Source organism: Natronotalea proteinilytica, assembly GCF_055379935.1.
Genome location: NZ_AP043947.1, coordinates 1253623 through 1267102 on the forward strand (window position 1 = coordinate 1253623; position 13480 = coordinate 1267102).

The 13480-nt window shown below is 56.4% G+C and carries 11 protein-coding genes, 1 tRNA gene and 1 pseudogene; 7 read left to right on the plus strand and 6 right to left on the minus strand.

What is annotated here, in order from left to right; genetic code table 11:
- Positions 1 to 218: 218 nt before the first annotated feature.
- A tRNA-Ser gene (locus tag ACZ5AL_RS05160) sits at positions 219 to 307 on the minus strand.
- 249 nt (positions 308 to 556) lie between these two features.
- Here ACZ5AL_RS05160 and ACZ5AL_RS05165 point away from each other — a divergent pair.
- Positions 557 to 1588 (plus strand): carboxypeptidase-like regulatory domain-containing protein, encoded by a 1032-nt coding sequence (locus ACZ5AL_RS05165; RefSeq protein ID WP_464512629.1) that lies wholly within the window; start codon positions 557 to 559, stop codon positions 1586 to 1588.
- Positions 1589 to 1943: 355 nt separating this feature from the next.
- Here ACZ5AL_RS05165 and ACZ5AL_RS05170 read toward each other — a convergent pair whose 3' ends face one another.
- Positions 1944 to 3014 carry an NHL repeat-containing protein gene (locus ACZ5AL_RS05170; protein ID WP_464512630.1) on the minus strand — a complete coding sequence of 357 codons (1071 nt, stop codon included), beginning with the start codon at positions 3012 to 3014 and terminating at the stop codon, positions 1944 to 1946.
- 798 nt (positions 3015 to 3812) lie between these two features.
- Between ACZ5AL_RS05170 and ACZ5AL_RS05175 the strand changes: the two genes are divergently transcribed.
- The 3 genes and pseudogenes from ACZ5AL_RS05175 (at position 3813) to ACZ5AL_RS05185 (ending at position 5144) form a co-directional block, all read left to right on the plus strand.
- Positions 3813 to 4358 (plus strand): transposase, encoded by a 546-nt coding sequence (locus tag ACZ5AL_RS05175; protein WP_464512631.1) that lies wholly within the window; start codon positions 3813 to 3815, stop codon positions 4356 to 4358.
- 199 nt (positions 4359 to 4557) lie between these two features.
- Positions 4558 to 4794: a DUF433 domain-containing protein gene (locus tag ACZ5AL_RS05180; protein ID WP_353562826.1), complete on the plus strand. Its 237-nt coding sequence runs from the start codon at positions 4558 to 4560 to the stop codon at positions 4792 to 4794.
- A pseudogene (locus tag ACZ5AL_RS05185) lies at positions 4791 to 5144 on the plus strand (DUF5615 family PIN-like protein). The gene ACZ5AL_RS05180 and the pseudogene ACZ5AL_RS05185 overlap by 4 nt, the downstream one beginning before the upstream one ends.
- A 7-nt stretch (positions 5145 to 5151) precedes the next feature.
- Here ACZ5AL_RS05185 and alaS read toward each other — a convergent pair.
- The gene (gene alaS / locus ACZ5AL_RS05190) at positions 5152 to 8046 is read right to left on the minus strand and encodes an alanine--tRNA ligase (RefSeq protein WP_464512633.1); all 2895 of its coding nucleotides are present in this window, start codon (positions 8044 to 8046) and stop codon (positions 5152 to 5154) included.
- A 305-nt stretch (positions 8047 to 8351) separates the two neighbouring features.
- Between alaS and ACZ5AL_RS05195 the strand changes: the two genes are divergently transcribed.
- A complete protein-coding gene (locus ACZ5AL_RS05195) occupies positions 8352 to 8978 on the plus strand; it encodes a Crp/Fnr family transcriptional regulator (protein ID WP_464512634.1) in 627 nt (208 codons plus the stop codon).
- A 22-nt stretch (positions 8979 to 9000) separates the two neighbouring features.
- Here ACZ5AL_RS05195 and ACZ5AL_RS05200 read toward each other — a convergent pair whose 3' ends face one another.
- Positions 9001 to 9630, minus strand: coding sequence for a hypothetical protein (locus tag ACZ5AL_RS05200; RefSeq protein WP_464512635.1), 630 nt, complete (start codon positions 9628 to 9630; stop codon positions 9001 to 9003).
- Between the two features lie 609 nt (positions 9631 to 10239).
- Between ACZ5AL_RS05200 and ACZ5AL_RS05205 the strand changes: the two genes are divergently transcribed.
- A complete protein-coding gene (locus ACZ5AL_RS05205) occupies positions 10240 to 10644 on the plus strand; it encodes a hypothetical protein (RefSeq protein WP_464512637.1) in 405 nt (134 codons plus the stop codon).
- A gap of 348 nt (positions 10645 to 10992) precedes the next feature.
- Here ACZ5AL_RS05205 and ACZ5AL_RS05210 read toward each other — a convergent pair whose 3' ends face one another.
- Positions 10993 to 11607, minus strand: coding sequence for a DNA-3-methyladenine glycosylase (locus ACZ5AL_RS05210; protein WP_464512638.1), 615 nt, complete (start codon positions 11605 to 11607; stop codon positions 10993 to 10995).
- Between the two features lie 135 nt (positions 11608 to 11742).
- Here ACZ5AL_RS05210 and ACZ5AL_RS05215 point away from each other — a divergent pair, with 135 nt between their 5' ends.
- On the plus strand, positions 11743 to 12654 hold the full coding sequence (locus ACZ5AL_RS05215) for a DUF4097 family beta strand repeat-containing protein (protein WP_464512639.1): 912 nt from the start codon (positions 11743 to 11745) through the stop codon (positions 12652 to 12654).
- Between the two features lie 25 nt (positions 12655 to 12679).
- Here ACZ5AL_RS05215 and ACZ5AL_RS05220 read toward each other — a convergent pair whose 3' ends face one another.
- Positions 12680 to 13441 carry a hypothetical protein gene (locus ACZ5AL_RS05220; protein WP_464512641.1) on the minus strand — a complete coding sequence of 254 codons (762 nt, stop codon included), beginning with the start codon at positions 13439 to 13441 and terminating at the stop codon, positions 12680 to 12682.
- Between the last annotated feature and the right edge of the window lie 39 nt (positions 13442 to 13480).

The following is a 13480-nucleotide window of genomic DNA, read 5'->3' on the forward strand; positions in this document are numbered from 1 at the left end:
TGCAACTGTGTGTTCAGAGGGCATAGCGTATAACAGTCTGGATCAAAGGATAGGATGACTTCAACATAGCGGACGCCTCAATCGATATCAGCCTACGGACAAAAGACGGCATGAATCTTTCTGTCTTTTTGCATAACCTGCTCCGCCTGTATGTCACGACCCCCGTCAATACAAAAAAGCCACCCCTCGCGGATGCGAAAGGCGGCTGTTTGACAAAGCGGTGGGGGAGGGATTCGAACCCCCGGTACCCGTGAGGGTACTCCGGTTTTCGAGACCGGTGCGTTCAACCAGGCTCCGCCACCCCACCGGGGCGTGTCTGAATGTTCGACCATGATGTACTTAGCCACACATACGACGTTCCTGTCCCCTGGCTCAAATTCCGATGAACGCATGCCCTCTTAGAGTTCGTTTTTACCACGTAGCCGTTTCTTTACGTGACAAACCTGGTAAAATATACAACTTTGTTGGCGTTGGGCAATTCGATATTGATCCTGATGCCCCTTGCCCCGCCTAATTCTGAACAGTTTTCGCCCCACCCACAACCTGTACTGTATTTATGCGACTTTTGCTACATCCCCGTGTTGTGCTCTTCGCCAGCTTCTTGTTGCTTTCCGTGCTCGTGCTGGGATGCGACAGCGATGATGGGCTGAGCGACCCTGATCCAGATCCCCCCACCGGTGTGGTAGAGGGCACCGTCACCGCTGCCGATGGCATCACGCCCATTCAAGGGGTCACCGTCGGACTGGCACGTGAAGCAGCGGCTTCGCAAGCCGCTGCCCATGCCGCAAGCCGCTCGTTGGAGACGGCCCTGCCGCCCTCTTTTGCTATTCAAATGGATGGGCCAACAACGACCACCAATGCTGAGGGCTTCTTTTCGCTAGAGGACGTTCCGACCGGAGAGCACACCTTTACCGCCAAGCGCGGCGTGTTTGAGGCAACTTTTACTGCAACGGTGACGGCAGATGATGTCGTTGCCGTTGACGAGATCGACCTCGAAAGCGTGCAACCTCTCGGATACGTGCAGGGCGAATATGACGCCATTGAAGAGGTCATTCTCAGTCTGGGCAACGACGATGTGGATAAACTTGACCCCGAGGCCCTTGACGATCGTGATCTGCTCGACGACTACGCTATCGTGTTCATTAATTGCGGTAGCGACTCGTTCACCGAAGACCGCGCCGCTGTGCTCAATGATTACGTCAACGACGGGGGGACGCTTTACCTCTCGGACAAAGAAGCGCCTTATGTCGAAGCTCTCTTCCCCGACGATATCGCGTTCTCTGACGAGTCGGTCGCCGAAGAAATTGAGGGGCAGATCACGTCGTCGTCTTTGCAAGACTGGATCCGCCTGAATGCGCTTACGCTTACCTACGATGCTGGCTTTTGGGAGCGTATTGTGCGCCTGGAAGGAGATGCCGATGTGCTCGTACGTGGACAGCCGAACCAGCTTAACGAGGGGGATGAACCGCTCGCCATTACGTTTGACGTTGGAAGCGGGCGCGTGGTCTACACCACGTTCCATAACACCGTAGGGCAAAACGTAGAGCAAGAGAGCGTGCTCCGCTACTACATCTACCTGGATAGCTAAATAAGTCAGTAGAAATACGTTTACACCTTGTCATCGCGAGGAGAAAGCCTGCGACCGACGTGGCGATCTCATGCCTTCCGATTGGGCAATGCCGCCCAGTTTGAAGGCACAAGATTGCACTCCAAGAGCACGTCCTCGCTACGCTCACAGCGCCGCGTCGCTGACGCTCCTCGCAATGACATGCTCAAAGGTTCTTTTGTGGGTCCACTTAGGAGCAATCTCCAAAGCTTCTGCGGCTCTGATCGGCTACACCCAGCAAGAAAAAAGTGCTCAAACAAGAAGCGGCTGCCTCGCGGTGTTGAGGCAGCCGCTTCGGTACGTTGGAAAGGGGATGCATTGCACCCGAACACGCAACCTATAACGAATAGTTTTCACGAACGTGTTCGCTAAACTGCCCGACCTTTAAACGATTTGGCACCTCCGCATCAGGATCTTGAAAGTACATTTTTCTGGTTTCAGGATGAATACCAAACAATCGGGGCGTATCGATCCATTCGAAAAGCACGTCGCCATCCAGGTTTACGGCGGCGAGTCGCCAGTTCGTAACAGAGCCGTCTTCACCGAACTCTTCAAAATCCTTGTATTGGAGGAGAAGAACATCGTCGTTCAACCAAAAAACATTCGAGACAAAAGAATGCTCTAACATAAAACCAGACCATTCCTCACGCGAGGATAGCTGATCGGGGTCGGGATTTCTAAAGCTTCGGAGCGGATAGTCAAGCCGTTCTATAGGTTCTCCGTTTAGATCGAAAATGAACAGGGAAGGAAGCACCCTAAAAGTGGCAGCGATGCGATCATTTCGGATATCGACATTAGCTATCTTACCGAGTGAAAAAAGCAAATCACCGTACTCACCCAAAGGGATGGGATGCGGAAAAAAGCTCTGTTTTACCTCTCCATCTTCCGGGTTGAACTGATGAAGCAGGGGACTCGCTTCGCCTCTTACAACCTGGTCCGCACCGACCATTAGGACATCATCGGTACCTGGCAGAAGCACTACCTCATGTGTTCCCGCAGGTGCCACCACGCGTGTATGCCGATCTATAAAAGTACCATCCTCCTCAAAAAGACTCAGATTCCCGGTTAGTGCATCCGGCACAGCGTACGTTCCACTGGAAAGCTGAACAGCCGGCATCGGCATTTGTAATGCCCCGGGGGCCTGGTCGCCCGGCTCGCCCATTTGCATCAGCAGGGAACCATCCAGGTCATATATGCGAATCTGCGATTCATCGGCAACAATGAGCTGATCCTTCCCCACGCGAATTTCGGGATTGACGACAAACGCATCATCCGTCTCTTCAATTTCTATGGTGCGCTCCCACTCAAAGGCACGTTGAGATTCATCGGTGTCTTGGGCATGGATAGCATTTTCTCCAAGAACAAAAATGAGTACAACTCCAAATAAAACTTGTTTTATTTGAGTCATTTCGAAAAATTGAATACAGATACATTTAAATATGGATCAAAGGTATCCATGGCAAAATGGAGACCATGGATACCTTTGATGATAGTCAGATGAAGAGGCATGCAAAACCTCAGGATTTGAATGTCTCTTCATCTCCCCCATCTGGACATGAGCCCACGCAGCACCAGTCTGTCTCACAAGGCATGTTAAAACATGTGGAAGTACCCCCGACAGAGCCAAGTTGATAATGACAGGGATCCATACTAACTGTCTTAATTTTTAAATTACACGTTTCCCCCTTGTCCTCATCAAGTGTCACAACCGAAGATTCGACGTTTTCAAAAACAATGACAGAGTGGCTGGCGCCGGGTGACGTAGCGGGGTTGTCTGCGCTACTTGCAAATCCTAAAAGACATATTGAACACGTTATTAGTAGTGCCAATGAGAGACCTACTACAGTTTAGTTTTTCATAGGTTTTGGGTTGTCTTCGTTTGAATCGAATTATTCGTATTATATAAAGCAGGGGGGGCATGAAAGCCCATAATGTGAACTAAATGTTACGATTAGTAAATAGAAAGTCTTTCATTCGTAGGAGACAATCTAATTGAAAGTACCCCAAACGGACCTGCTGTTCAACATGCAAAGCCCCCTTAAGATTGTTAGAACCGGGATGTATCGCACATCCGTAGAGCCGTTGGATTCCAACCGCTCTACGGAAAACCATCACAAAACCGATATCAATTCGGCACCACGCACCGCCCATTCCGAAAAGAGCACGTGCCACGTATTGATCGTAACACCGAATATCAGGCTAACGAATGACGCTGTTCAAAGGCACCTACCGGATTGAATCGGCCCGGCACCCGACCTGGAATTACCGGTCGCCCGGATGGTATTTCGTCACGATCTGTACGCACGAGCGCATCCATTTCTTTGGATCGATCCGCAACGGCATCATGGGGTTATCGGAGGCGGGGTGTGTCGTTGCGGAGGAATGGCAACGGACCCCGCAGGTGCGTCCGTATGTGGTGTTGGATGCATGGGTGGTCATGCCCAATCATTTTCACGGATTGATCGGTATTCGGTCGGATTCGCCCGGTGTTTCACCCAATGTAGAGACGCCTCGGCGAGGCGTCTCTACCGACAAAACGCCGACCCTACATGCCCATTCGTTGGGCGCAATCATTGGCCAAATTAAATCCGCCTGCACCAAACGCATCCGGCGGACCGGGCAACCCGATTTCGCATGGCAATCCCGGTATCACGACCGCATCGTACGCAACAAACGCGAATTCCACGCCATCCGCCGATACATCGTAAACAACCCGGCGCAATGGACCCAGGACCGGTTGTATTCGCCCTGAATCGAGAATGCTACGGCTACGGGATAATCCCCTAAATGAGAGGCGGCATCACGCAGGCGAACCTGGGAACGAAAAACGTCGTTGGAAACTAATTGACAATCAAATTCAACCATGCATGGCTGTGCCCATCCTCACATAAAGGGCACTCGCAGAGGTCTTGGTTCGGATTCTCCGTTCTTCCACAACCATCTTCAACATCATGGCGCATGACCGCATCACCAAAGATCCGGATGTGATGTTCGGGAAGCCTGTCATTAAGGGCACCCGGATTCCCGTGGAGCACGTTCTTCGCAAATTGGGAGCGGGGCAGACCGTCGCATCGATTCTCGAGGACCATCCTCATCTGGCGCAAGAAGATATTTTTGCCGCCGTCCGCTTCGCAGCAGATTATATGGCAGATGAGACGGTAGTCCCTGTTGCGGAAGAGTCGCCATGAAGCTACTGGCAGATGAATGCTGCGATGCCGGACTTGTTAAAGCCCTTCGCGATGAAGGTTACGACGTGACGTACGTCCTGGAATCCATGCGTGGGGCCTCTGACATCGAAGTGCTCTAACAAGCATGGAATGAGAAACGCATCCTGCTAACGGAGGATAAAGATTTTGGGACACTTGTCTACCGATTGGGTCGTACCATGCAGGGAATTATCCTGTTGCGCTTTGCCCCAGAGGAGCGGGCGCTCAAAATATCTCAGCTACGAGCGCTGCTCAGCCGCAACCTTGAACGCCTAAGCGCATCTTTCGTGGTATTGGACGCCGAGAAAGCAGGCATCCGCCCACTGACCTGAACACACCTCATGTCACCCGCCTCCGCACCCAGTCCGCGACCCCCTCAAGCGCAGGAGCGAGCTTGTCGCCATGGCGTCCGCCTGCGGATGCGAATGTCGGACGGCCGCCGCCCCCGCCACCCAGTTCGCGGCCCAGGTCGCCCACCAGATCGCCGGCTTTGATGTCGTGTGCCGCCATCACATCGTCGGACACGGAGGCGACCACGTACACCTTCTCACTTTCGGGATCGGTGCTGCCGAGCGCGCCCACGGCTCCAGCGCCCAGGCGATCGCGTAGCTGCTGCCCCAGGTCCTGCAGCAGGTCCATATCCGCTTCGCCAATGGTGCCCGTGGCCACGGTGATCCCATTCACCTCGGTGGCCTCCTCAATGATGCGGTCCAGGTGCTGTGCCAACTGGCCACGCTGCAAGTCCTGCACTTGCTCGCGCAGGGCATCGCGCTCGGCCTTCAGCGCCGCAATTTCTGCATCGAGCGGACGCTGCAGGCCCTGAAACTGCTTACGGGCGCGATCGAGCGTCTCCAGTTCGCTTTCTACGTAGTCGATGGCTGCATCCCCCGCCACGGCCTCGATGCGCCGAATCCCCGAAGCCACCGAGCCTTCCGAGAGCAGCCGTACGATGCCGATTTCGCCCGTGGCATCGACGTGCGTGCCGCCGCAGAGCTCCATCGAGAAGTCCGGGTCGAAGGTGATGACGCGCACCTCGTCGCCGTACTTCTCGTCGAAGAGCGCTGTAGCGCCGCGCTCCATCGCCTCTTCCATGGGCACCCCCCGCTCTTCCTGCTGCGGGATATTGCGCTGCACGGCCTGGTTGATCTGCACCTCCATCGCGCGGAGTTCGTCGTCGGTGACGGCCTCAAAGTGGCTGAAGTCAAACCGCAGCCGATCCGGCGCCACGAGCGAGCCTTTCTGCTGCACATGATCGCCCAGCGTGCGCCGCAGCACCGCGTGCAAGAGGTGCGTGGCGGTGTGGTGCTTTTTGATGTGCTGGCGGCGCGTCGCATCCACACGGGCCTGCACGTGACCGTCCAGCGACTCCGGTAGACGGTTGACCAAGTGCACGATGCGGTCGCCCATGCGCTGCGTATCAAGAACGCGAACCGAGTCATCGCCCAGCGTCAGCGTGCCGGTATCGCCCACCTGTCCACCGCTTTCGCTGTAGAAGGGCGTGCGATCCAGTTCGATCTGCGCGGCGGCATCGGCATCCTCGTCTGTGACGGTCCGTACGGCGCGGACCTGAGCGTCGCTGATGCTGAGCGCGTCATATCCCACAAATTCAGATCGCGGTCCATCCGACACGATGTGCCAGTCACCATCGGCATCTGGACCCGTGCCAAACTGCGAGGCCGCACGGGCCCGCTCTTTCTGGCGCTGCATGAGCCGCTCATAGCCCTCCATATCGACGGATAGTCCCTCTTCGCGGGCCATTAGTTGCGTCAGGTCGATGGGGAAGCCGTAGGTGTCGTGAAGCAGAAATGCAATTCTACCCGGCACCACTTCGTCAGCGATATCACTTTCAATTTCTTCCTTGGCCTCACTCTCTGACAGCTCTCCATAGGCGTTTCGCATCAAACGTTGGATGTGCCGCTGTGCTTCCTCGTATTTCAGTACTGTATCTAATTCTGGCAGCGGATCCATCCCTTCATCAAGATCGACGAGTTTGAATCCTTCTTTTTCGAGTTGTACCGCAATAAAGAGCGAGTCAAGTAAATCTATTCCATCTTTCAACGTCTCCAGAAAGCTTTCCTCTTCGGAGCGAATGACTTTTTGGAGGTAACTCTGCTTCTCGTCGAGCTCGGGAAAGGCATCGCCCATGGCTTCGATGAGCGCAGGCAGCAGCGCGTGCAAGAACGGCTCGCGCAGTCCGAGCGTCTGGTAGCCGTAGCGGACGGCCCGGCGCAGGATGCGACGGATGACGTAGCCGCGTCCCACGTTACCGGGGGTTACGCCGTCGGTGATGGCAAACGCGATGGCGCGGATGTGGTCCACAATCACGCGCAGTGCAATGCGGATGCGCTTGATCTCCTCGCTATCGTCGAGCGCGATGTCGTCGTAGCCGCGCACGGCCTTGCGGGGCGACGCATCAGCGGCGGCCTGCAGGAGCGGCTGAAACAGGTCGATGTCGTACGTGCTGGGCTTGCCCTGCAGTACCGCCGCAATGCGCTCAAAGCCCATCCCCGTGTCGATGTGCTGATCGTCGAGCGTTTGCAGGGAGCCATCGGGCTGCGCATCGTACTGGATGAACACGAGGTTCCAGATCTCGATGACCTGTGGATGGTCTTTGTTGACAAGCGTCTTGCCATCCACCCTGGCGCGTTCCTCCTCGGAGCGGATGTCCACATGCACCTCCGAGCACGGCCCGCACGGACCCGTGTCGCCCATCATCCAGAAGTTTTCTTTGGAGGGCTCGTACAGAATGTGCGCTTCCGGAATGGTCGTCTCCTCGGCCCAGAGCGTGGCGGCCTCCTCGTCGGCCTCCAGTCCGAGCGCGTCGTCGCCCTCATGGACGGTCGCGTACAGCCGTTCCGGCTCCAGTCCCCACTCATCCACCAACAGCTCCCACGCCCAGCGGATGGCCTCGCGCTTGAAGTAGTCGCCGAAGCTCCAGTTGCCGAGCATCTCGAAGAACGTGTGGTGGTAGGTGTCGTGGCCCACCTCATCCAGATCGTTGTGCTTACCCGACACGCGCAGGCACTTCTGCGTATCGGCAGCGCGGGTATAATCGCGGCTGCCCGTGCCCAGAAACACATCCTTAAACTGATTCATGCCGGCGTTCGTGAAGAGCAGCGTGCTATCGCCCCCCGGCACAATGGAGGCGCTGGGCACAACGGTATGGTCTTTCTCCGCAAAGAAGTCGAGGAATTGCTGGCGAATGGCGGAAGCGGAGCGGTCGGGGGTGGACATAGGCAGACAGCCGGGTCAAAGAGTACGAGATAACAGAAGGGCCCAGGGGGATGCGAAGCCCTGCGCCAAGGTCGAATGTAGGTATCCCGCCTCCGGGGGCTCCGTTCCACAAAGGCGGGATGGGGGTTGCAGGCGCAAGGCCTTCCATCGGCAGGTCTATTAGATGATCAAGCGATTCAACGGTTGGCGTCTCTTCACTGCGTTTGTTATGTTGAGCAGTCATCATAAGGGGTTTTTTTCTGTGTGATACTCTCGCCGGAGGTCACTGAGAAAAACCTCTTCTCTTTTGAGAGTTTGAACCAACCTTGAATCTGCGCCTGATCGCACAGCTGTATACCTTGCAGAAGCATATCTCAATGTTCGACGGATTCAAAACGGTACTAACGAACCTCGTACCGTCGCTCACCGACGACGAATGGGCGACCATTAAACGCCTTGCGTCTCCAACTCACTTGGCTGCTGGCGAGCCGCTCGTGAACGAGGGCAGGGTGGGTTGTCGTATCGCCTACGTCCATAAGGGAGCATTCGTATATTTCACCCTCCACGACGGCCACAAGAATGTCATTGCCTTCGATTTTGAGGGCGACATCGCTGGAGACTTTCATAGCTTCTTTGAGGCTGCACCGGCTGTAAAGACTGTGGCCGCGCTCGAAGACAGCGATGTGCTGACCCTAACATACGAGCAATTCGAGGCGCTTGCTGAGCGTAATCCCGAATTCAAACAGATTCGCGCAACGGTAGCGAGTCAACTCTTTGAAGGAGTTCAGGCACGCGCGTTGGAGATGCAGCAGTACTCGGCCGAGGAGCGATACCGTCGGCTTCTTCGACGAAGTCCCCATGTGATTCAACGAATCCCACTCTACATGGTGGCTTCTTACATCGGCGTCACCCCAGAGGCGTTAAGTCGAATTCGGCGCCGTCTTGTGCGTTGAGTTGTTGTTTGAGCAAGGACCATCAGAAAGTATAGCCAAGCGAAACATTGGGGAACACGCCAAGATCATGAGCTTCGTGTATTTGTGCTTGTCCTTCTGCGTCGACAAATGTACGCTGGCCGTCCTGAAGCGTGCTTGCCACATTCGGCCAAAAGCGCACAGTGAGATCAAGGCCAAGGCCTTTGTACAACGGCTGATGAAAGTTTATAGCCGGTCCGATAGAGAATGTCGTGTACTCGAATGACTCGTTTACGGGTCGGGTCACACGGTAGCGGTGCGCCTTGAGTTCAACTCTAACGTCAAAGCCTAATCCAAGACGATAGCCAATGCCGAAGCCCGTTGACCAGGGGCTGTAGAGATCAAGATTCTGATTGCGTTCAGTATCAGTCCGTCCTATGCGGTCATAACTGAGCCACACACCATGCGAATACTCGAACACCAACCTGTCGGTCATGTAGGTCACGGCAAGGTTCACTCCGCTGAGCAACAAGGGTTGCGACAGGCCAGCTTTAACAGTAATGTTTTCCCCATCGAGCCAGGATGCGGATTGATCTGTTTTGGGAGTGGTTTCACTGCTTTGTGCTATCGCTGTTGAATTAATCGACAGGATTAAAAAGCAGATGCAGATGATGAAACGGAGCAGAATCTTCATGGCCTTTGCCTTGCAGTTGATGAGAAGGAGCGTCAGTCAGCATGAAGATTAATGCGGTGCCACCAGAATGTCATTGATTTAGATCAAGAACGCCGTAGAAGCAATAGGCAAAACGTCAAACACCCATTACTGCTGCCGATGACCGTTGAGTCACCTACTTGAGGCCGAGACCACACCCTAACCCCGCTTTCGCCAACTCACTGAGCGCTTCACCTTTTACGATCCAGGCTCTATGAAACGGCCCGTTCATGGTAGAGACACCAGATGACTTACTCGCTCCAGCACGAACAGCGTTTCTGGTCTTGATCTAGTAGATATTCGTTGCCCAGAGCGCGATCTATCCTTGCTGTGACTCGTTATAACTGTACCACTTGTGTCGCTAAACCCACAGCCGGAAATGAACCGTCGCTTTTCCATCCGCCGCCTTGAAGATCAGTCGTCCAACGATGACCTTGCGGATCGAACGCCTGCCGAATTAATCGGCATGGTATGGCCGCTTACCAAAACAGCCTGGGCATTCAAACAGGCTGGTTCTAATCACGCCTCCGACATTCCCGATGCTGAACAACGATTACAGAGACATATTGTCCGCGTTCGCAGACGCCGAGGTTGAGTATCTTGTGGTCGGTGCGTACGCACTCGCCGTGTACGGACATCCGTGCCACCGGCGTTATCGATCTCTGGATACACTCATCCCAACGCAATGCTGAGCGTGTCATGCGGGCGCTTGATGCGTTCGGAGCCCCTCTTTTTCAGATCGATCGTGAAGACCTCGAAACACCAGGCACTGTTTTTCAGATTGGGGTTTCTCCACGCCGGATTGATCTTCTCACCTCCATTGAGGGAGTCAGCTTTGAGCATGCATGGAAAGATCGGATTCGAGTTGAGGTTGGAGGCATCTCTACGTTCGTGCTGAGTCGATCCCACTTTATCCAAAACAAAAGGGCCCTCGGACGCCCGCAGGATTTGGCGGATATCGAGCGGCTTATTGATGACAGCGACGAAACGAAGTGATGCATCACGGCATGGGCGTCTTACGTTGCGCACGCTCATGAGCGGCCATTGGGATGATTGAACACCTTCAGTTCAGTATGACATACACGGCACCTACCCTCGTCGCGATGCTCTGCGTCGCGACGGACGAAATGGACGCTCTGCGTCCGACGCCAACAGCAGAGCAAAGAGCCAGATGGTGATTTAGGGACGCTGGAGCGTCGTACCTGGCGTGGCGACGCGGAGCATCGCCACGAGGGAAGCGGTTCTCGGCTATTGAATCCCTTAGCCCGGGATCAGAAGCTCCGCGCGCTCATCGGGCGGATATCGAGCGGCTTATTGATGACAGTGACAAAAAGAAGTGACGCATCACGGCGCCACCGACACGTACGGATGCCCCGCCACCGAAAACCGCCACGGACGCTCGGTGCCTTTCGAAATGCCGATGCGTGGACTTTCGACAACCTCCAGCGTCGGCGCATCCGGGGCGCGGGCAAAGTAGAGCGGCGGCTCAGTCAGCGGTACGTTGTGATACGCCTCATCGTCAATACCCAGGGCTTGCGTGAGCTTACCGGGGCCGTTCGTGAGGTCTACATCCCGCTTAGCCGCCGGACGGTTCGGACGCATCGCCTCAATGCCGTCCAACGGCTCCACCGCCCGAATCAGCACGCCCCCGCCGATGCCATCGGGCTCGGTCACGACGTTCAAGAGCCAGTACATTCCGTAAATGAGATAGACGTACGAGCGTCCGGGTGGCCCAAACAGATCGGCGGTGCGGGTGGTGCGCTTTAGCTCGCCCGTCTCGGGGTCGCGGGCATTCCATCCATGAAACGCCGGGTCGTTCTCGGTGTAGGCCTCCGTCTCCACAATACGGCCCACGCGGCGCGGCGCATCGGGCGGATCGTGCACTACACAGTGGCCCAGTAGCTCGGGTGCTACCTCCAGCGCCGAACGGGCATAGAACGAGGCGGGAAAAGGCGTCATATCAACAAGCAGTCAGGTTACAGACAGATACAGCGCAGTCGTCACAACCTTATGGCAGATCGAAGGGTTTAGGATCCGCCCAGCAGCATGTATATTGCAACCGCGTTCCGTGTTCTACGATTGGCCCTGCTCCCTATGCCCACTCTTGATGATCTGCGCTCATACACGCTTTCGGCGCCCCGCCCCCACCGTCTTGTGGTGGATGTGCCGGGCGTTCACGTGGTCATGCAGGGCCACGACACCGACGAGGTGACCGTCGCTGTTGAGAGTAATGCTCCGTCGGATCGTGTAGAGGCGCTGCTTCGCCGCTTAAACCTGGCCCTGCGGACGATGGACGGCACCGTCCACCTCCAAACAGATCGGCACCAGCAGCACGCGGAGGCCGCCTGGTGGCGCTGGCAGCGGCATCCGCGCCCGCCACTTACGCTGCGCATCCAGGTGCCCCGTTCGACCCAGGCCGATGTACATGCGCCCGATGGCACAGTCAACATTTCTGATATAGCCGGACAACTGACCATCGATGGAGCCGGAAGTGCCATCGCTCTTCGCGATGTGAGTGGACGACTCACGATCCAAGCAGCCGGTGGATCGGTGAAGGTGTCGCAGTTTCGCGGATCGCTGTTGTCAGTAAAAAGCACTGGGCATGCCGTTGCTTTGCAAGACATTACAGCTGATGAAATGCAGGTGTACGCTGCATCAGCATCGGTGCAGTTGGAGGAGATCGACAGTTCGCTCACGCTTGATACGCACGGCAGCACTACGCACGCGCATGCACTCTCGGGAACGGTAACCGGGCATGTCCACGGCGGGCGGTGTGTCCTGCACCTGCCACCTGCTGCCACCCAGGTGCATGCCCCCGGCGCCGATTTCACCATGCACCTGGCGCATCCATGCGAGGTGCGTGTCTCTGCCCAGAGCGTGGTGAACAAGTCCACCCGCTCGTGGGAGACGCAGACCCCGCATCATATTTCAGGAGGATTCCGAGGTGGCGGCCCCGTCGTGCAGACGCATGCCCCTGGCGGACGCGTTACGCTCCGGGCGGAATAGGCACATTCTCGCCGTGCAGTTCAACTTACACCCCATACAACCGCCACCCGGCGTAGGCCACGCCAAGGAGCGCGAGAATCGGGAGTCCGCCGTCCACGGGAATAGGATCGGGCGGGAGCGGTGGATTAACAGGGTCGTTTTGGGGCTCGGCTTCTGTCCCGGAAGCAAACGCCCCTTCCAGCGCATCGTGTCCATGTGCTGACGCCGCGTGCTCTTCGGGCGATGGCCCAAACTGCCGACTGACTCGTTCGTGGATGGCGCCCACCTGGCGCTCCAACGTACGCAACTCGCCGCTGCTGGCCGCAAGCTCGCGCGCCCATCCGCCGCCTGATGAACCACTAGACGCCGAACCCTGTGCACGGCTTGATGAAGCGCCGCTCCACGACGGCCCGCCCGACGATGCGATGCCACTCCCCGGATTCCATGAAGAGCGCGCCTGCGTGTTGCTCCGCGAAGCCGATCCCCTGGAGTGCTGGTTGCCTTGTGAAGTTGACAGGTCAGGTACGGTAAATCGGGAACCGCTCGGTGATGAGGGAGCCGGTATCCCATCAAGCATGTTTCCCTGCAAAGCCTGAGGCAGGTCGGTGCCCCCCGTTCCTCGAAGCGGACGCTCTGGCGCGTCGGAGGTCGGCTCGGTATCCTGCACCGCTGTCCACGAATCAGACGGGTCGGTCGTGGTCAGAGACGGATATATCGCTACGAAGGCAGCGCCCATCAGCAGTAGAACAACGACAAACAGCGCAGCATCGGCTTTGGGGGAGAGCACGCGGGGACGAAAATTGGGCATTGGATCAGGGGAGCTCCGGTGGGCGGTGGGTTTATGGGC

Bases quoted from the DNA above. Each gene is read 5' to 3' on its own strand.
- ACZ5AL_RS05165 (WP_464512629.1), top strand. From the start codon at position 557: ATGCGACTTTTGCTACATCCCCGTGTTGTGCTCTTCGCCAGCTTCTTG.
- ACZ5AL_RS05170 (WP_464512630.1), bottom strand. From the start codon at position 3,014: ATGACTCAAATAAAACAAGTTTTATTTGGAGTTGTACTCATTTTTGTT.
- ACZ5AL_RS05175 (WP_464512631.1), top strand. From the start codon at position 3,813: ATGACGCTGTTCAAAGGCACCTACCGGATTGAATCGGCCCGGCACCCG.
- ACZ5AL_RS05180 (WP_353562826.1), top strand. From the start codon at position 4,558: ATGGCGCATGACCGCATCACCAAAGATCCGGATGTGATGTTCGGGAAG.
- alaS (WP_464512633.1), bottom strand. From the start codon at position 8,046: ATGTCCACCCCCGACCGCTCCGCTTCCGCCATTCGCCAGCAATTCCTC.
- ACZ5AL_RS05200 (WP_464512635.1), bottom strand. From the start codon at position 9,630: ATGAAGATTCTGCTCCGTTTCATCATCTGCATCTGCTTTTTAATCCTG.
- ACZ5AL_RS05210 (WP_464512638.1), bottom strand. From the start codon at position 11,607: ATGACGCCTTTTCCCGCCTCGTTCTATGCCCGTTCGGCGCTGGAGGTA.
- ACZ5AL_RS05215 (WP_464512639.1), top strand. From the start codon at position 11,743: ATGCCCACTCTTGATGATCTGCGCTCATACACGCTTTCGGCGCCCCGC.
- ACZ5AL_RS05220 (WP_464512641.1), bottom strand. From the start codon at position 13,441: ATGCCCAATTTTCGTCCCCGCGTGCTCTCCCCCAAAGCCGATGCTGCG.